Raw genomic sequence first — 17,446 nt, 5'->3', positions numbered from 1 at the left:
GGGGCGGTATGGGAACGCGACACCAGTAAGAACGTGGTGTGCCGGGCACGGATTCCCGGTTTCCCTGTGACATTCCCCCGCCCTCAGGTGCCTTCTCGTCACCGCTCTCACCTGGGCATACTCCACGCCTGCCGCGCCCCGAACCGCCACCGGGCGCGGGGCCGTTCCGAAGGAGCTGAGGGTGGAGATGACGTCGGAGACAGTCTGTGCGGGGGCCGCGGGCACCTGGGTGCTGGGAGACCGCACGGTCAACCGGATCGGTTTCGGTGCCATGCGTCTGACCGGCAGCGCTGCATTCCACCAGGGCACCCCGCGCGACCGCGGCCGGTCGATCGGTGTACTGCGCCGGGCGGTCGATCTCGGCGTCAATCACCTCGACACCGCGGCGTTCTACTTCTCCCGGCTGCGGTCCGCCAACGAGCTGATCAACTCGGCGCTGGCCCCGTACCCGGACGACCTGGTCATCGCCACCAAGGTCGGCCCCGTACGGGACGCGTCCGGCGAGTGGACCGCCCCGGCGCGGCCCGATCAGCTGCGCGGCCAGGTCGAGGAGAACCTGCGCCAGCTCGGCCGTGATCACCTCGACGTGGTCAACCTGCGTGTCATGGGCCAGGATTCGATCAGTGAGGACTTCGGGGCCCTCGCCGAGCTGCGTGCGGCCGGGCTCATCCGCCATCTCGGCATCTCGAATGCCCGGCCCGCCCACCTGGCCCAAGCCCGGGCAGTCGCCCCCGTGGTCTGCGTACAGAACCGCTACGGCGTCGACGCGCGGGCCGGCGAAGAGATGCTCCGGGCCTGCGCCGCACACGGCATCGCGTTCGTACCCTTCTTCTCGATCGCCGGGGAGGGGCGCGAGGCAGGCGCCGTCCGGGCCGAGCACGCACAGGTCCGCACCGTCGCCCGGGCGCACGGGGTGTCGCCGTCGCAGGTACGCCTGGCCTGGACGCTGCGGCAGGGCAAGCACGTGCTGGCCATCCCGGGAACGGGCAACCCGGACCACCTGATCGACAACCTGGCGGCAGGCACGCTCGATCTGACAGCGGAAGAAGTCGGACTTCTCGATTCGGTCGGCTGCACTGCCCCCTGATGCCGGCTACCAGCTGTCACGCGTGAGCAAGGCGACGCCTCACGACAGCGCCAGGTGCAGGTCAGGTCAGATCGAATGCGCCCTCGCGGGCGTCGAGGACGAAGGCGCGCCACTCGGCGGGGGTGAAGATCAGTGCCGGGATCTCCGGACTGCGGCGGTTGCGCATCGCGATATAGCCCTCGACGAAGGCGATCTGTACATCGCCCACGCCCTGGGTGCTCGACTGCCATTCGGCCTGCGCAAGGTCGAGGTCGGGCCTGGGCCCGCCCGCGAGCCGCTGCTCGGTGATGCTGTCGGCCACGATTCCCGCTCCTCCCGGTTCGTCGTCCGCGGTCAGCCTAGCCAGTGTGTCCGGGGACGGACAGGGGACGTGGCGCGGCGGTGGGGTGGTGGTCCGGGGAGGGGCGCAGCGGGGCCGGTGCGCCCCTCCCCCGGGGGTGTCAGGTGGCCGGTGCGTCGGCGCCGACCAGCCACATCGCGAAGAACTGGGAGCCGCCGCCGTAGGCATGGCCCAACGCCCGCCGGGCGCCGTCGACTTGGTGGTCGCCGGCCCGGCCGCGTACCTGGAGGGCGGCCTCCGCGAAGCGGAGCATGCCGGAGGCGCCGATCGGGTTGGTGGACAGCACCCCGCCGGAGGGGTTGACGGGGAGATCGCCGTCGAGTTCGGTGACGCCGGACTCGGTGAGCTTCCAGCCCTCGCCCTCCTCGGCGAAGCCCAGGTTCTCCAGCCACATCGGCTCGTACCAGCTGAAGGGGACGTACATCTCCACCGCGTCGAGCTGCCGGCGCGGGTCGGTGATGCCGGCCTGCCGGTAGACGTCGGCGGCGCAGTCCTTGCCGGCCTGCGGGGAGACGAAGTCCTTGCCGGCGAAGAGGGTGGGCTCGCTGCGCATCGCCCCGCCGTGCACCCAGGCCGCCGGGTGCGGTGCGCGGGCGGCTCCGGCCCGGTCGGTGAGGATCATGGCGCAGGCGCCGTCGGAGGACGGGCAGGTCTCGGAGTAGCGGATCGGGTCCCAGAGCATCGGCGAGGCCTGGACCTTCTCCAGGGTGATGTCCTTCTCGTGGAGGTGGGCGTAGGGGTTCTTGAGGGCGTTGCGGCGGTCCTTGTAGGCGACCAGGGAGCCGATGGTGTCCGGCGCGCCGGTGCGCCGCATGTACGCGCGGACGTGCGGGGCGAAGAAGCCGCCGGCGCCGGCCAGCAGGGGCTGCTGGAAGGGGATGGGCAGGGACAGTCCCCACATGGCGTTGGACTCGGACTGCTTCTCGAAGGCGAGGGTGAGGACGGTGCGGTGGACCCGGGCCGCGACGAGGTTGGCGGCGACCAGGGCGGTGGAGCCGCCGACCGAACCGGCGGTGTGCACCCGCAGCATCGGTTTGCCGACCGCGCCCAGGGCGTCGGCGAGGTACAGCTCGGGCATCATGACGCCCTCGAAGAAGTCGGGGGCCTTGCCGATCACCACGGCGTCGATGTCCGCCCAGGTCAGCTCGGCGTCGTCCAGGGCGCGTCGGGCCGCTTCCCGGACGAGTCCGGCGAGGGAGACGTCGCGCCGTGCGGCGACATGTGCGGTCTGGCCGATGCCGGTGACGGCCACGGGCTCCTTGCTCATCACTCACCCTCCAGGACTGCGACCAGATTCTGTTGCAGGCACGGCCCCGAGGTGGCGTGCGCGAGGGCGCGGTCGGAGGCGCCCCGGTGGATACGGGCGGCGGCCTCGCCGAGCCGGATCAGGCCGGTGGCCATGACGGGGTTGGCGGCCAGTGCGCCGCCGGAGGGGTTGATCCGGACGGTGCCGTCCGCCGCGTCGAGGTTCAGGGCGCGGCGCAGCACGACTTCCTGGGAGGTGAAGGGGGCGTGCAACTCGGCGGTGTCCAGGGGGTGTTCGAAGGCGCCGGCGCGCTGCGCGGCGAGCCGGGTGGACGGGGAGTCGGTGAGGTCGCGCACGCCCAGGCTGTGCGCCTCGATGCGGTGGTCGAGGCCGCGGATCCAGGCGGGGCGGGCGGTCAGGCGGCGGGCGGTGTCGCCGGCGGCGAGGACGACGGCGGCGGCGCCATCGCCGACGGGCGGGCAGTCGCCGGTGCGCAGCGGGGCGACGAGCGGCTCACCGGCGGGCCCGGCGCCGCGCAGCTGGGCGTGCGGGTTGGACTCGGCGGCCGTACGGCTGCGGGCCGCGATACCGGCCAGCGCCCGCTCGTCGGTCAGTCCCGCGTCGATCAGCGCCTGGGCCTGGAGGGCGGCGAGCGCGACGGAGTCGGGCCACAGCGGGGCCACGCAGTAGGGGTCGAGCTGGCGGGTGAGGACCTCGCGGAGGTCGCCGGGCGAGGACTTGCCGTACGCGTAGACCAGCGCGGTGTCCGCCTCGCCGGTGAGGATCTTCACCCAGGCCTCGTACAGCGCCCAGGCGCCGTCCATCTCGACATGGGATTCGGAGATCGGCGGCCAGGCGCCGACGCCGTCCAGGGCCATGGTGAAGGAGAAGGCGCGGCCGGCGAGGTAGTCGGAGGAGCCGGAGCAGGTGAAGTCGATGTCCCGGGCGGCCAGGCCGGTCTGTGCCAGGACGTCGTGGAGCACCGGCATCAGCATCTCGACCTCGGAGGTCTCCGCGCTGTCGCGGACGTGCACGCTCTGCCCGAAAGCGACGATGGCGACCTCGCGCATCAGATCAGCTCCTTGTAGCTGTCGTAGTCGGCATCGGGTTCGCCGGTGGGGCGGTAGTGGTCGGGGAAGCGGCCGTCCTCGGTCCATACGGGTTCCACCCTCAGGCCCATGCGGACCTGGTCGTACGGGATGCCGCCGATGCGGGCGTGCAGGGCCAGGTCGGCGCCGTCCAGGGCGATATGGGCGTAGACGTAGGGGACTTCGATGTCCAGGTTCTTGGCCTTGATGTTGACGATGCAGAAGGTGGTGACGGTGCCGCGGGGGCCGACCTCGACCTGGGTGCCGGTGGCGACGCCGCAGGTGGGGCAGGCGCCGCGGGGCGGAACGTAGACCTTGTGGCAGGAGGGGCAGCGTTCGCCGACGGTCCGGTGGCCGGCGAGCGCGTGCAGGTAGCGGGACTGGGCGCGGCCGGGCGCGTAGGTGTAGTCGAGCCGGGCGGGGGCGGTGAGGGTGGTGACGGGGTCATCGAACTCCCCGCTGTGCCCGGTCGGCCGGGCGTCGCCGGCGGGGCCGTCGTCCGGTTCGAAGCAGGCGATGTCGGTGATCGCGCCGGTGCGCTCGGCGGCCCAGCGGACGCGGACCCGCATCCCGGTGCGTACGGCGTCGGGGCCGGGGGCGTCCAGTGCGTGCAGGAGTGCGGTGTCGGCGCCGTCGAGGCGGACCAGGACCCAGGCGAAGGGGGTGGCCAGCGGCTGGCCGCGGCGCGGGGAGGGGTTCCAGGCCCAGGTGGTGACGGTGCCGCTGCTGCCGACCTCGACCAGCTCACGGAGCTCCTCGGCGGTCACCGGGTCGTATTCGGTCGGCGGGACCACCACCCGCCCGTCGCCCGCCCGCACGCCGAGGACGGTGCGCTCGCGCAGTCCGGTGAGGAAGGCGCTCAGGACGGGGCCGAGCGAGCGGGTGAAGGGAAATTCCACGACGAGGGGCGCCGTGAGGACCTCTGACATGCGGGACTCCTAGGGCGTGTCGTTTGGATCATGGCGGGCTCGCGTGGTCTGGCACGCCCGCTCGCCGCGTTGTCGTCACTCTCCCCCACGCCTCAACGGCGCGGGGGACCCCCATCGCTCCGCGTCGACTCCCTCCTCCGCCTTGCGATCGCGCTCGGCATCCGGTGGCTCTTGTGGAGCCGAGACGGAGAGAGCGCAGCGAACGAAGTGCACCAGACCCCGCTCCCTGATCCGCCCTGATCCAAACGACACGCCCTAGGGTCAGGCGCGCCGGAAGACGGGTGGGCGCTTCTCGGCGAAGGCCCGGGAGCCCTCCTTGGCGTCGGCGGTGTCGAAGAGCGGCCAGCCGCGGGCGAGTTCGGCCTCCAGTCCGTCGGTCTCGGTCATCTCGGCGGTCTCGTAGACGGATGCCTTCACGGCTTCGACGGCCAGCGGGCCGCAGCCGTTGATCAGTTCGGCGATCTCCAGGGCCTTGTCCAGCGCGGTCCCGTCGGGCACCACGTGGCCGATCAGGCCGATGCGGGCGGCCTCGTGGGCGGGGTAGGGCCGGCCGGTGAGCAGCATCTCCAGGGCGTGGGTGCGGGGGATCTGGCGGGCGAGGCGGACGGTGGAGCCGCCGATCGGGAACAGTCCGCGCCGGACCTCGAAGAGCCCGAAGGTGGCGCTCTCGCCGGCGACGCGGATGTCGGTGCCCTGGAGGATCTCCGTGCCGCCGGCGACGCAGTGGCCCTCGACGGCGGCGATCACGGGTTTGCGGGGCCGGTGGTGGCGCAGCATCGCCTTCCAGTGCAGATCGGGGTCGGCGCGCAGCCGGTCGCGGTACTGCTCACCGGCCATGCCGTCGCCCGCCAGGGCCTTGAGGTCCATTCCGGCGCAGAAGGTGCCGCCGGCGCCGGTGAGGACGACCGAGCGGATCCCGTCGTCCTCGTCGGCGGCGACCCAGCCGTCGTACAGGCCGACCAGCATCGGCAGCGAGAGGGCGTTCTTCGCCTCCGGCCGGTTGAGGGTGAGCACCAGGGTCGCGCCGGTGCGCGCCACGGTCAGATGTTCCGTCCCGCCCATGAGGGCCTCCCGTCTCACGACGCAGAACAGGGTGCAGGAGCCGCACGGCGACTTCAAGGCTTTTCTGACAGGTAGTCAGATTTCTTGGCTGCGGCCCTTCCCAGCTCCTCCGGGCGGCGCTCTAATGACCGCCAAGCCGACGCCCGCCCGGTCTGGAGGAGACGTGGAGTTCAACCTTGCCGACCTCTTCGAGTCGATCGTCGACACGGTGCCGGACCGCGAGGCGCTGGTGTACGTCGACCATCCGGGCTCCGGCGCCGAACGGCGGCTGACCTACGCCGAACTGGACCACGCCGCCAACCGTCTCGCGCACCACCTCGCCGATCACGGCATCGGCCCCGGTCAGCACGTCGGACTGCACCTCTACAACGGCGTCGGCTACCTCCAGGCCCTCTACGCCTGCCTCAAGATCCGCGCCGTCCCGGTCAACGTCAACTACCGCTACGTGGAAGAGGAGTTGGTCTACCTCTACCGGGACGCCGACCTGGCGGCGCTGGTCTTCGACGCGGAGTTCACCGCGCGGGTGGCCGCCGCCCTTCCGCGGGCGCCCCGGCTGCGGCATCTGGTCCGGGTCGGTACCCCGCCCGAGGGTGCTCGGCAACCGTCGATCACGCCCGTCGCGCTGGCGGACGCCGAGGCCGGCGGCTCCCCCGCGCGCGGCTTCGGGCCGCGCTCCGCCGACGACCGGATGGTCATCTACACCGGCGGCACCACCGGCATGCCCAAGGGCGTGATGTGGCGCCACGAGGACCTGTTCTTCTCCGGGATGGGTGGCGGGGCGCCGACCGGTGAGCCGGTGCGGCGGCCGCAGGAACTGGCCGAGCGGGTCGCGGCCGGCGGCGAGGGCGGCGCCGGTCTCGTATTCTTCCCCACTCCCCCACTGATGCACGGCACCTCGACCCTCACCGCGTTCATCGCCTTCCACTTCGGCCAGAAGGTCGTCCTGCACCGCAAGTACGTGCCCGAGGAGGTGCTACGGACCATCGAACGGGAGCGGGTCACCAGCGTCTCCCTGGTCGGTGACGCCATGCTGCGCCCGCTGGTCGATGCGCTCGCCGGACCGCTCCAGGGCACCGACTGCTCCTCACTGTTCAGCGTCAGCAGCTCCGGGGCGATCCTCTCGGAGACCGTCCGCGCCCAGTTCAGCACGCTGGTCCCGGACGCCCTGCTGCTCAACAACTTCGGCTCCTCCGAATCCGGCTTCAACGGCACCGCCACCGCCGACTCCGGCCCCGACAAGGGCTTCCGGCTTCAGGTCAACGCCCGTACGGCGGTGGTGGATCCGGCGACCAACGAGCCGGTTCCGGTCGGCGAGGTGGGCCGGCTCGCGCAGCGCGGGCACGTACCGCTGGGCTACTACAACGACCCGAAGAAGACCGCCGAGACCTTCTTCGAGGCGCACGGTGAGCGCTGGGTACTGCTCGGCGACATGGCCACCGTCGACGAGGCGGGCATCGTCACCGTGCTCGGCCGTGGCTCGCAGTGCATCAACTCCGGCGGGGAGAAGATCTATCCGGAGGAGGTCGAGCAGGCGCTGAAGGCCCACCCGGACGTCTATGACGCGCTGGTGGCGGGCGTGCCGGACGAACGGTGGGGCAATCGGGTCGCCGCCGTGGTCCAACTGCGCCCAGGAGCCGCGCCGTTGGACCTCGCGGCAATACAGCTCCACTGCCGGACCCGGCTGGCGGGCTACAAGATTCCGCGCGCCGTCGTCTTCACCGACCACATCCGGCGCTCCCCCAGCGGCAAGGCGGACTACCGCTGGGCGAAGGCGGTGGCGGCGGGCGAACGGACGGCCTGAGCCGGCCGGTCCGCCCGCCGCCGGACGGGCGGGCTGCCGCGGCGCGCGCGGGCTGCCGCGGGGCTCAGCCTCTGGCGCAGACCGACGGCAGCGCACGGGCCAGCGCCACCGTGTGCAGCCCGTCCAGCTGCCGCTCCGCGCGGACCTGTGCGGCGGCGACGGTCAGCAGCGGGGTGCAGGACGGCGCCGAGCGGGCGCGCGGGGAGGCGGCGATGGCCCGCACCAGCTCGCCGTTGACGCGGTTGATCTCCTTGCGCACCTCTTGGAGGTCGGGCCGCTCGGTCGGCGCCTGCGCCGGGTTCGCGTCCCACTGGCGGTACAGCCCGCGCTGTACGACCTTGTTGGCCTCGATCTGGTCCCGGAAGATCCGCGTCGTCGCCGCGGGATCGGCGCCCAGCTGCCGGGCCTGCTCCGCCACGCTCTTCAGCACCTCCTGCTCACGGGCCGGGTCGTCGATCGGACTGCTGGTACCCCACTTCGCCGCGGCCACCAGATCGGCGGTGGCCAGCCGCTCCGCCGAGAACGTGGCGAGCGGCCGGAGCTGGGCGTACGGGGAGTGTGCGGTGGCGGCGGCCGGGGCGGTCGCCGGGGCCTGCGGGGCGGTCGCCGGGGCCGGTGAGGCGGTTGCCGGGGCCTTCGGGGTGGCCGGGGCCGCGGCGGCCGCCCCGGCTCCGGCGAACAGGACGGTCACGGCGGCGCCGGCTGCCAGGGCGCTCCGTATCGAGGGGGTCAGCTGCACGATGGGCCTTTCTCGCGATCCCCGGGCCTCCGGGGCTCCGGGGGAAGTCGCGGTCAGCGTATGACCGCGGCTCCGGCAAGACCGGGCAATCGTCGCGTCGAGGGGCAATTCCGTGCGGCATGGCCGGTACGTGCGGGCGCGGGGCCCGCCGTCCGCCGGCGGGGCCAGGTGGAGCGGTGCGGGCCTTCCCTGGCGGAACGGCGGGGTCGCACCTGGCGGAACGCAACGCTCCGGCCCCTCCCCGGCGGAACGGTCCGGCACTCCCCAGCAGTACGCCCCGGCCCCGCCCTAAGCCTGCGGCGCGAGGAACGAGTTGACCGCGGCGAGGAATTCCCCGGGGCGCTCCTCGTGGACGAGGTGGCCGGCACCCTCCACCGTCACCAGACGGGCATCGGGCAGCCGCTCGGCCAGCTCGGCGAGGTGTCCCTGCGGGGCCTGGCCGGTCTCGCCGCCGGCGATGACCAGGGTCGGCGCGGTGACCCGCGCCACCGCCTCCCACCACCCGGAATCGGGCCCATTGCGCTCCGCCGCCACCGCGAGCTTGGCCTGCCAGTCGAACGGCTCCGGGCCCGCCGGCTGCTCGGGCACCTCCTCGGCCGGGTCGGTGGGCCGCGGCGGGACGGCCTCCTCCAGGACCAGCCGGTCCACCAGCTCGGGCCGGTCCGCGGCCACCAGCAGGGCGGCCACCGCGCCCAGCGAGTGCCCGATGAGGATCACCCGCTCCAGGCCGAGCGCCTGCAGAAACCCGATGGCGTCGTCCCGCCACCGCGCGAAGCCGTACTCCCCCGGCCAGTCGCTGTGGCCGTGGCCGCGCTGATCGAGGGCGAAGACACGATGGGTGCCGGCGAGCCGGCCGACCACTCCGCGCCAGTCCTCGCCGTCCTCCCCGAGACAGTGCAGCAGCACGGCGGGCGGGGCGTCCTCCTCACCCCACACCCGATATGCCAGCTGGACCTCACCGACCTGCACCTTCCGTACGTCACTCATGCGCGGACGCTACCCGTGCACCGGCCGCGCCACGCCCCTTGACGTGTTCGCCGCGCGCTGATTACTTGGATCAGCACGCGACTACCGAATGATCGGTAGGGATACGAGGCGGTGAACTCCATGCCGGCAGCGGCTGAGGGCAGTGAGACGTTCGACGAGGCGGAACGGCTCTCCCTGGACGCGTTGCGCGAGCGGCAACTGACCCGGCTGCGCGCCTCCTTGCAGCATGCCTATGACCACGTCCCGTTCTATCGGGAGTCCTTCGAACGGGCCGGGCTGCATCCGCAGGACTGCCACTCGCTCGGCGATCTCGCCCGCTTCCCCTTCACCGTCAAGGATGATCTGCGCTCCCAGTACCCCTTCGGGATGTTCGCCGTCCCCCGGGCGGAGGTGCGCCGTATCCATGCCTCCAGCGGCACCACCGGCCGCCCCACCGTGGTCGGCTACACCGAAGGTGACCTCTCCCGCTGGGCGGATGTCGTCGCCCGCTCCCTGTACGCGGCCGGCGGCCGGCCGGGGCACACCGTCCACATCGCCTACGGCTACGGCCTGTTCACCGGCGGTCTGGGCGCGCACTACGGCGCGGAGCGGCTCGGCTGCACGGTCGTACCGGCGTCCGGCGGGATGACCAGCCGGCAGGTGCAGATCATCCAGGACTTCCGCCCCGAGATCATCATGGTCACCCCGTCGTACATGCTCACCCTGCTGGACGAGTTCGAGCGGCAGGGCATCGATCCCCGTACGACCTCGCTCAGGGTGGGCGTCTTCGGCGCCGAGCCGTGGACACAGGAGATGCGCCGCGAGATCGAGGAGCGGTTCGCGATCGACGCCGTGGACATATACGGCCTGTCGGAGGTCATGGGGCCCGGCGTCGCCCAGGAGTGCGTGGAGACCAAGGACGGGCTGCACATCTGGGAGGACCACTTCTATCCGGAGGTGGTCGACCCGCTCACCGGCGAGGTGCTGCCCGACGGAGCGCACGGCGAGCTGGTGTTCACCTCGCTCACCAAGGAGGCGATGCCGGTCATCCGCTACCGCACCCGTGATCTGACGCGGCTGCTGCCCGGCACCGCGCGCCCCGCCTTCCGCCGGATGGAGAAGGTCACCGGACGCTGCGACGACATGATCATTCTGCGTGGGGTCAATCTCTTCCCCGCGCAGGTGGAGGAGGTCGTGCTGCGGACACCGGGCGTCGCCCCGCACTTCCAGCTGAAGCTGACCCGCGAGGGCCGGCTGGACCAGCTGACCGTGCGCGCCGAGGCCCGGCCGGACGCCACCCGCCAGGAGCGCGCGGCAGCCGCCGGACTGATCGCCCGCGCCGTCAAGGACGGAATCGGCGTCTCGGTCGCGGTCGAGATCGTCGATCCGGAGACCCTGGAGCGCTCGGTCGGCAAGATCAAGCGCATCGTGGACACCCGGCCGCGGGACCGGGGCTAGTTGCACGCACGGCCGCGGGACCGGGGCTAGTTGGACGCCCGGCCGCGGGAGCGGGGCTGGTTGGACGCCCGGCTCCCTCGGGCGGGTGTTTCAGCCCGGGAGGTCCAGGCGGGCGGCGAGGTCGGCGAAGGCCGTGCGGACCGCGCTTGGGTTCTCGACCCAGGGGAAGTGGCCGGCGTCCGGGATCCGGCGGTGCAGGATGTGCGGGCCGCGGACGACGGCAGGAACGATGGACGGCGTCGGGAGTCAGCTGCGCCAGGTCACCTCGGGTGCCGGGCGCGGCAACTGGCTGTTCGTGCCCGGCGGCCCGGGGCTGGGCTCCGAGTCCCTGCTCGGCCTGGTGGCGGCGGCTCAGGTGCCCGGAGCCGCCTGGCTGGTCGATCTGCCCGGCGACGGCTCCAACCGCAGCTTTCCCGCGCTTCCCGCCGAGCCTTACGCCACTGGCCCGGAGCCCTCGCGGAGGCCGCACAGGCCCTGGACGAGGTGATCATGGCCGGCCACTCCACCGGAGGCATGTTCATGCTCTCCGTCCCGGAACTCGAAGGCCTGCTGACCGGCATGGTAGACCCACCCGCTCCCCGATGTCACCACCGCCGCCGAGCGCTGTGCCCGGCAGCCGGACGATCACCATCTCCGTGCCCTGACACTCGCCGCCGCGCCATGGAACTTCCGCCCCTCCGCGCTGGCCGACGGCCGCGCGCTGCTGGCGCGCTCGCGCGACCGGCGGCGTGCGACGGACTGCGGTTCGGTTCAGGTCAGGTTGTCGGCTCCCCCTTGATCAGGGCGAACGGGGCGCCTGCCGGGTCCATGAGCATGGCCAGCCGGCCGACGCGCGGGACGTCGGTGGGCGGGATCATGGCCGTGGCGCCGTGGTCGGTGGCCGCGGCGAAGGTGGCGTCGCAGTCGGTCACCGCGAAGTAGGGGTGCCACTCCGACGTCGAACCGGCCTGCAGATGCTCCTGCTGGAGCTGCATGATGCCGCCGTGTCCGGTGTCGTCGGACTTGCCGCCGCCCGGCGCGGAGACGAGGGAGTAGACCGAGTCGCCGCCCATGGGCATGTCCTGGTACTCCCAGGAGAAGACCGGGCGGTAGAAGTCCTTCGCCTTGGCCGCGTCGGTGGTGTACAGCTCCGTCCAGCACAGCGTGTTCGGTTCCATGACCGTGTCGAGACCCTGGACGTCGCCGGGCTGCCATACGGCGAAGTCGGCGCCCGTCGGGTCGGTGAAGGCCGCCAGCCGGCCCGCGGTGAAGACGTCCATCGGCGCCACCCGCACCGCGCCGCCGGCCTGCTCGACGGCCTTGACCGTGGCGTCGGCGTCGGGGGTCTGGAAATAGACGGTCCAGGCGGAGGAGGCGCCCTCCTCCATCAGCGGGCCGACGGCGCCGACGGTCTTGCCGCCCAGCTGGAAGAAGCCGTATCCGCCGGCATCCGGTCCGGCGGACTGGAAGGTCCAGCCGAACACGGCGGAGTAGAAGGAGACGGCGGCGTCGATGTCGGGGGCCCCGAGGTCGAGCCAGTTCGGTGTGCCCGGGACGTAGTTGGTGGTCAGCATGGGTGGTCCTCCGTTGCGCGGATGGTGACGTGCATGGCTGGTTCCCGCCGTTTCTCAGCATGGCAGGGGGCACTGACAATCGCCCTTCACGCCCTCCGCGCGGCCCGGCTCAGGGCGCGCCGAACCGTGCGCGCAGCTCGCGCTTGAGGACCTTGCCGCTGGCGTTGCGCGGCAGCGCGTCCACGAACATCACCCTTTTGGGGGCCTTGAACGGCGCGAGGCGGGCGCGGGCCGCCTCGATCAGCTCCTGTTCCCCCACCATCCCGGTGCCGCCGTCCGCGCCCCCGGCGCCGCCCGCGGCGTGCGGCCGCCGTACCACCACCGCGGTCACCGCCTCGATCCAGCGCTCGTCCGGCAGTCCGATCACCGCGACCTCGGCCACCTGCGGATGCTCGTAGAGCACGTCCTCCACCTGGCGCGAGGCGACCAGGACGCCACCGGAGTTGATGACGTCCTTGACCCGGTCGACCACCGTGAAATAGCCCTCCGGGTCGCGGACTGCGAGGTCCCCGGAGTGGAACCAGCCGTCCCGGAACGCCTCCGCGGTCTCCTCCGGCTTGTCCCAGTAGCCGATGCACAGTTGTGGGGACCGGTAGACGACCTCGCCCCGGGTGCCGTCCGGCACCTCCCGGCCCTCCTCGTCGACCACCCGCGCTTCGACGAACAGCACCGGCCGCCCGCAGGAATCCATCCGGCCCTCGTGTTCGTCCGGGCCGAGCACGGTGGCCAGCGGCCCGATCTCGCTCTGTCCGAAGCAGTTGTAGAAGGCGAGTCCGGGCAGCCGGGCGCGCAGCCGCTCCAGTACGGGGACCGGCATGATCGAGGCACCGTAGTAGGCCTTGCGCAGACCGCTCAGCTCACGGGTGGTGAAGCCGGGGTGGTTCGCCAGCGCGATCCACACGGTCGGCGGCGCGAACAGGCTGTCGGCCAGGCCCGCTTCCACCAGCTCGAAGATCCGGTCCGGATCGGGGCCGTCCAGGATGGTGTTCTCCGCTCCGACGGCCAGGTACGGCAGCAGGAACACATGCATCTGCGCGGAGTGGTAGAGCGGCAGCGAGTGCAGCGGCTGGTCCGTCTCCTTCAGGTCGAGGGCGACGACGGCGCTGGTGTACTCGTGCACCAGCGCACGGTGCGTCATCATCGCGCCCTTGGGCAGGGCGGTGGTCCCCGAGGTGTAGAGGAGCTGGACCAGGGCGTCGTCGGGCGCCTCGACCGGCGGCAGCGCGGCGGCGTCCTCGGCCACCCCGTCGGCAGCGAGCCGCTCCAGCAGTCCGTCGGGGGCCCCGTACAGCGGCATGCGGCGTACGGAGTCCGGCACCCGGTCCACCAGTGCGGCATCGGTGAGCACCAGCGCGCTGCCCGACTGGTCCAGGATGTAGTGCAGATCCTCGCCCGTGAGGCCGTGGTTGACCGGCACGTGTACCAGGCCGGCGCGGGCACAGGCCAGAAAGCCGATCAGATACGCATCGGAGTTGTGCCCGTAGGAGGCGACCCGGTCACCGGGCCGCAGGCCGTCCGCCAGCAGTACCCGGGCCGCGGCGGTCACCGCGTCGTCGAGCTCCCGGTACGTCCAGGCCCGCGCCCCGTAACGCACCGCGGTCCGCCCGGGCACCCGACGGGCGCTGCGCCGCAGGACTCCGTCGACCGTATTGCTCCGCGCTCGCATCATGGCGCGATCCTCGACCGCGTCCCACCCGGGGTCAAGGCACCCGGCCGCCGACGAGCGCCGTGAGAGGGCGCGTTCACGTCTCGCCACCACTGTTCATCCCTGTGCTGGAGGGCCTGCGGATCCGGCGGCACGGGCCAGGCCGACCCCGCAGCCGACCCGATCGAGTCCGCGGTGACAAGGCGTTCTCCAGTGACGACAACCGTGCTTATCTGCGACGGCGCGGCATCAAGGCGACCATCGCCCAGCCCGATGACCAGCGAGCCAAGCGGTGGCGGAAGGGCCGGGCCGGCGGACGTCCTCCAGCATTCGACAAGGCCCAGCACCGCCACCGCAGCGCCGTCGAGCGATGCGTATGGGTCGGGGCCGGGCCCGGCCCCGACCCATCGGACAGACCCTAGCTGTCGATCCTGACCGCGATTCCGTCGAGTACGCAGTCGAGTCCCGTCTCGAACTGCCAGGCCGCGTCGTCCTTGCGCCCGGCCCCGAGGGCGTAGCGCCGGTAGGTCGGGTAGCGGCCGGTCTCCATCAGATAGGTCATCTGGGGTGCGAGTGCGCGGCGTGTTTCGTCGCCGCTGACCCAGCCGTTGTCCTCCATGTACTGGCGTAGCGCCACCTCGGACTGCGCCGCGCCGTGCACATAGGCGGTGACCGCGCGGAAGGCGGCCATCATCGAGTCGGTGTCCATGCCGTGGCCGTCGAGCGCGGCAAGCTGGCGTTCCGCGACCGCCATCCGGTTCGGCGTCAGCACGAAGTGCGGTGTGGGCAGCTGAGCCAGCCAGGGATGCCGCAGCATCATGGCGCGACTGGCCAGTGCGTAGGCGCGCAGGATGTCGCGCCAGCCGGTCACCTCGTCGGGTACGGCGAGTTCGGCCGTGACCTGGTCGACCATCAGCGCCCACAGGTCGTCCTTGCCCGAGACATGGCGGTACGCGGCCATGGGTGCGACGCCCAGCTCGGTGGCGAGGCGGCGCATGGTGACGGCGGCGAAGCCCTCGGCGTCGGCGACCTGCACCGCCACAGCAGCGATCTTCTGCGGCGTCAGTGAGGCGCGAGGCGCGGCGGCGGGGCGGTCCATGCGCTCCCACAGCACGGGCGCATCCACATCTCTGCTCTTCTTCTGGGCTGCCACGAGTGGGCTCCTCTCCGGCCGACCGTTCGTGTACAGCGTATCGCCAGTAGACGGCGTACACAGCACCGTGTACGTTGTACGCATCCCAATACGTCGTACACATCAGGGGGATTTCCCATGAGCGAGCAGCCGCAGCAGCTCCGCGTAGCGGTCGTCGTCGGCAGCACCCGGGAGGGCCGTTTCGCACCCGTCGTCACACGGTGGATCAAGAGCCACCTCGACCAGCGCGACGACATGAGGATCGACGTCGTCGACCTGGCCGAGACCCCGCTGCCCACCGTCTTCCCGGCCTTCGGTCAGCCACCCGCGCCCGGCACCGAAGAGGCCCTCGCCGAGGTCTCACCGCGCCTGGCGGCCGCCGACGCGTTCGTGTTCGTCACGCCGGAGTACAACCACAGCTTCCCGGCGTCCCTGAAGAACGCCATCGACTGGCACAACGAGCAGTGGCACGCCAAGCCGATCGGCTTCGTCTCCTACGGCGGCATCTCAGGCGGCCTGCGCGCAGTCGAGCAACTCCGGCTCGTCATGGCGGAGTTGCATGCGACCACCATCCGCAACACGGTCAGCCTGCACAACGTCTGGGGTCTGTTCGACGAGGAGTACGCGATGAAGGACACACAGAGCGACGCCGCGGCCAAGACGATGCTCGACCAACTCGGCTGGTGGGCCCAGGCGCTGCGGGACGCCAGGAACGCGCGCCCCTACACCGCCTGATGCAGCGTCAACAAACACTGGGGGAAACCATGAATCAGCGTATGGGGCAAGCCGCACCCAAGACAGCGGAGCCCGGTGCCGACCAGTCGCCGACCGCGCCGCCGGCCATGGCGCCACCGTCGCGCCTCGCCATCCTGGGACTGCTGCTCGGCATCATCCTGGCAACTCTCGACGGCACGATCGTCGGTACCGCCCTGCCCACGATCGTCGGCGACCTGGGCGGCCTGGACCACTTCTCCTGGGTGGTGACTGCCTACCTGCTCACCACTGCCGTCTCCACCCCGATCTGGGGAAAGGTCGGCGACCTGTACGGCCGCAAGGGCAGCTACCTGACCTCGATCGCGGTCTTCCTCGTCGGGTCGGTTCTCTGCGGACTCGCCCAGGACATGGGGCAGTTGATCGCGTTCCGGGCACTCCAGGGGCTCGGCGCGGGCGGCCTCTTCGTGGGTGCGCTCGCCCTCCTCGGGACGCTCCTGCCGCCCGCGCAGGCGGGGCGCTCCCAGTCGATGATCGGCGTACTGCTGCCGGTCGCCATGATCGGCGGCCCGCTGCTCGGCGGCTTCCTCACCGACCAGCTGGACTGGCGCTGGGTCTTCTACGTCAACGTGCCCGTCGGCGCCGCCGCACTCCTGATCGTCGGACTCTGCATCCGACTGCGCGGCGACCGCGGCCCGGCCCGCATCGACTTCCTGGGCGCCGCACTCCTCACGGCGGGCGTTCTGGCGCTCACCCTGATCGGAACCTGGGCCGGCGCGGCGTACGACTGGATCTCACCGCAGATCGCGGGGCTCGCCGCACTCTCGGTGGGCGCCCTCGGCTGGTTCGTCCACGTGGAGCGACGAGCACCCGAACCCATCATCCCGCCGCGCCTGTTCCGCGACCGCAACTTCACGCTCGCCCAGGTGCTGAGCTTCCTGGTGGGCGCGGCGATGCTGGCCGCGGCGAGCCATCTGCCGCAGTACATGCAGTTCGTACGGGGCATGTCCTCGACGGAAAGTGGGCTGCTTCTGCTCCCACTGATGCTCGGCATGATGGGCGCGCAGCTGTTCATCGGGCGGGCGGTGGCCAACGGCGGCGGGTACCGCGGGTACCCCATCGCGGGCGGCGCGATCGCCACGGCGGGCGCCCTGGCCCTGCTCATGGTCGGCGCAGACACCGCCACGGCGGTGGCCTCCGCGCTGACACTCGTCCTCGGCCTGGGCCTCGGCTGTCTGATGCAGCCCGCGATGCTCATCACCATGAACAGCGCGGAGCCCCGCGACATGGGCGCGGCCAGCGGCACCACCACGCTGCTACGGACCATCGGTGGCTCGCTCGGCGTTGCCGTGCTCGGCTCCGTCTACACCGGCCGCATGGCCGCCACCCTCACGGACCGGCTCGGCCGGGACGGGGAGCGGATCACCGGCGGCCACGAAGTGACCCCCGCGGTGCTGCTCGGGCTGCCCGACGGGGTGCGGGACGCCTTCCGTGCCGGGGTCACCGGCGGACTGCACAGCGTCATGATCGGCACGGCCGCGCTGTGTGCCGTCGCCTTCGCGGCCGCCTGGCTGATCCGCGAGGTGCCGCTGCGGACGGCCCCGGGGGCGGCGGACCGTTGATCACCCTGCGGTGGTCGGCCCACTGCCCGCCGGGCTTGCCGTTGGCGGGCAGTAACGCCTCGATCTT

16 protein-coding genes are annotated in these 17,446 nt (G+C 71.9%); 6 read left to right on the top strand and 10 right to left on the bottom strand.

The window, feature by feature from the left end:
* The first annotated feature begins 187 nt into the window (after positions 1–187).
* Entirely contained in the window at positions 188–1,087 is a 900-nt protein-coding gene (locus CPH93_RS30880) for an oxidoreductase (protein ID WP_096215659.1), read from the top strand.
* A 61-nt stretch (positions 1,088–1,148) separates the two neighbouring features.
* On the opposite strand, the gene CPH93_RS30875 is transcribed toward CPH93_RS30880, so the two are convergent.
* From CPH93_RS30875 to CPH93_RS30855, 5 genes are all read right to left on the bottom strand, one after another.
* The gene (locus CPH93_RS30875; RefSeq protein ID WP_093481976.1) at positions 1,149–1,388 is read right to left on the bottom strand and encodes a DUF397 domain-containing protein; all 240 of its coding nucleotides are present in this window, start codon (positions 1,386–1,388) and stop codon (positions 1,149–1,151) included.
* A gap of 139 nt (positions 1,389–1,527) precedes the next feature.
* Entirely contained in the window at positions 1,528–2,694 is a 1,167-nt protein-coding gene (locus tag CPH93_RS30870; protein ID WP_096214717.1) for a thiolase domain-containing protein, read from the bottom strand.
* Positions 2,694–3,743: a thiolase domain-containing protein gene (locus tag CPH93_RS30865; protein WP_096214716.1), complete on the bottom strand. Its 1,050-nt coding sequence runs from the start codon at positions 3,741–3,743 to the stop codon at positions 2,694–2,696. The genes CPH93_RS30870 and CPH93_RS30865 overlap by 1 nt, the downstream gene beginning before the upstream one ends.
* Positions 3,743–4,690 (bottom strand): Zn-ribbon domain-containing OB-fold protein, encoded by a 948-nt coding sequence (locus CPH93_RS30860; RefSeq protein ID WP_096214715.1) that lies wholly within the window; start codon positions 4,688–4,690, stop codon positions 3,743–3,745. The genes CPH93_RS30865 and CPH93_RS30860 overlap by 1 nt, the downstream gene beginning before the upstream one ends.
* Before the next feature lie 261 nt (positions 4,691–4,951).
* On the bottom strand, positions 4,952–5,752 hold the full coding sequence (locus CPH93_RS30855) for a crotonase/enoyl-CoA hydratase family protein (RefSeq protein WP_096214714.1): 801 nt from the start codon (positions 5,750–5,752) through the stop codon (positions 4,952–4,954).
* A 163-nt stretch (positions 5,753–5,915) separates the two neighbouring features.
* Here CPH93_RS30855 and CPH93_RS30850 point away from each other — a divergent pair, with 163 nt between their 5' ends.
* Entirely contained in the window at positions 5,916–7,553 is a 1,638-nt protein-coding gene (locus CPH93_RS30850; protein ID WP_096214713.1) for an acyl-CoA synthetase, read from the top strand.
* A gap of 64 nt (positions 7,554–7,617) precedes the next feature.
* On the opposite strand, the gene CPH93_RS30845 is transcribed toward CPH93_RS30850, so the two are convergent.
* Both CPH93_RS30845 and CPH93_RS30840 read right to left on the bottom strand, forming a co-directional pair.
* On the bottom strand, positions 7,618–8,292 hold the full coding sequence (locus tag CPH93_RS30845; RefSeq protein WP_096214712.1) for a chorismate mutase: 675 nt from the start codon (positions 8,290–8,292) through the stop codon (positions 7,618–7,620).
* Between the two features lie 288 nt (positions 8,293–8,580).
* On the bottom strand, positions 8,581–9,279 hold the full coding sequence (locus CPH93_RS30840) for an alpha/beta fold hydrolase (RefSeq protein ID WP_096214711.1): 699 nt from the start codon (positions 9,277–9,279) through the stop codon (positions 8,581–8,583).
* Between the two features lie 120 nt (positions 9,280–9,399).
* Here CPH93_RS30840 and paaK point away from each other — a divergent pair, with 120 nt between their 5' ends.
* A complete protein-coding gene (gene paaK, locus CPH93_RS30835) occupies positions 9,400–10,716 on the top strand; it encodes a phenylacetate--CoA ligase PaaK (protein ID WP_096214710.1) in 1,317 nt (438 codons plus the stop codon).
* A gap of 229 nt (positions 10,717–10,945) precedes the next feature.
* Complete coding sequence (locus CPH93_RS30830) at positions 10,946–11,203, top strand: hypothetical protein (protein ID WP_096214709.1); 258 nt, start codon at positions 10,946–10,948, stop codon at positions 11,201–11,203.
* A gap of 268 nt (positions 11,204–11,471) precedes the next feature.
* Here CPH93_RS30830 and CPH93_RS30825 read toward each other — a convergent pair whose 3' ends face one another.
* The 3 genes from CPH93_RS30825 to CPH93_RS30815 form a co-directional block, all read right to left on the bottom strand.
* On the bottom strand, positions 11,472–12,269 hold the full coding sequence (locus CPH93_RS30825) for a VOC family protein (protein ID WP_096214708.1): 798 nt from the start codon (positions 12,267–12,269) through the stop codon (positions 11,472–11,474).
* Between the two features lie 109 nt (positions 12,270–12,378).
* Positions 12,379–13,938, bottom strand: a complete 1,560-nt coding sequence (locus CPH93_RS30820) for an acyl-CoA synthetase (RefSeq protein WP_096214707.1) — start codon at positions 13,936–13,938, stop codon at positions 12,379–12,381.
* A gap of 394 nt (positions 13,939–14,332) precedes the next feature.
* A complete protein-coding gene (locus CPH93_RS30815; RefSeq protein WP_331716963.1) occupies positions 14,333–15,067 on the bottom strand; it encodes a TetR/AcrR family transcriptional regulator in 735 nt (244 codons plus the stop codon).
* Between the two features lie 117 nt (positions 15,068–15,184).
* On the opposite strand from CPH93_RS30815, the gene CPH93_RS30810 reads away from it, so the two are divergent.
* Both CPH93_RS30810 and CPH93_RS30805 read left to right on the top strand, forming a co-directional pair.
* Complete coding sequence (locus CPH93_RS30810) at positions 15,185–15,781, top strand: NADPH-dependent FMN reductase (protein WP_096214705.1); 597 nt, start codon at positions 15,185–15,187, stop codon at positions 15,779–15,781.
* 29 nt (positions 15,782–15,810) lie between these two features.
* Complete coding sequence (locus CPH93_RS30805) at positions 15,811–17,379, top strand: DHA2 family efflux MFS transporter permease subunit (RefSeq protein WP_331716962.1); 1,569 nt, start codon at positions 15,811–15,813, stop codon at positions 17,377–17,379.
* The last annotated feature ends 67 nt before the right edge of the window (positions 17,380–17,446 follow it).

It is taken from the genome of Streptomyces sp. 2323.1 (genome assembly GCF_900221035.1).
In the GTDB taxonomy this organism is placed as follows: Bacteria; Actinomycetota; Actinomycetes; order Streptomycetales; family Streptomycetaceae; genus Streptomyces; species Streptomyces sioyaensis.
Note: the sequence above shows the minus strand (reverse complement) of the source record. Positions and strands in the feature narration are given on the sequence as shown.

Coding starts and splice junctions, on each gene's coding strand:
- CPH93_RS30870 (WP_096214717.1), bottom strand. CDS start 2,694: ATGAGCAAGGAGCCCGTGGCCGTCACCGGCATCGGCCAGACCGCACAT.
- paaK (WP_096214710.1), top strand. CDS start 9,400: ATGCCGGCAGCGGCTGAGGGCAGTGAGACGTTCGACGAGGCGGAACGG.
- CPH93_RS30855 (WP_096214714.1), bottom strand. CDS start 5,752: ATGGGCGGGACGGAACATCTGACCGTGGCGCGCACCGGCGCGACCCTG.
- CPH93_RS30865 (WP_096214716.1), bottom strand. CDS start 3,743: ATGCGCGAGGTCGCCATCGTCGCTTTCGGGCAGAGCGTGCACGTCCGC.
- CPH93_RS30810 (WP_096214705.1), top strand. CDS start 15,185: ATGAGCGAGCAGCCGCAGCAGCTCCGCGTAGCGGTCGTCGTCGGCAGC.
- CPH93_RS30825 (WP_096214708.1), bottom strand. CDS start 12,269: ATGCTGACCACCAACTACGTCCCGGGCACACCGAACTGGCTCGACCTC.
- CPH93_RS30860 (WP_096214715.1), bottom strand. CDS start 4,690: ATGTCAGAGGTCCTCACGGCGCCCCTCGTCGTGGAATTTCCCTTCACC.
- CPH93_RS30820 (WP_096214707.1), bottom strand. CDS start 13,938: ATGATGCGAGCGCGGAGCAATACGGTCGACGGAGTCCTGCGGCGCAGC.
- CPH93_RS30840 (WP_096214711.1), bottom strand. CDS start 9,279: ATGAGTGACGTACGGAAGGTGCAGGTCGGTGAGGTCCAGCTGGCATAT.
- CPH93_RS30830 (WP_096214709.1), top strand. CDS start 10,946: ATGGACGGCGTCGGGAGTCAGCTGCGCCAGGTCACCTCGGGTGCCGGG.
- CPH93_RS30805 (WP_331716962.1), top strand. CDS start 15,811: ATGAATCAGCGTATGGGGCAAGCCGCACCCAAGACAGCGGAGCCCGGT.
- CPH93_RS30880 (WP_096215659.1), top strand. CDS start 188: ATGACGTCGGAGACAGTCTGTGCGGGGGCCGCGGGCACCTGGGTGCTG.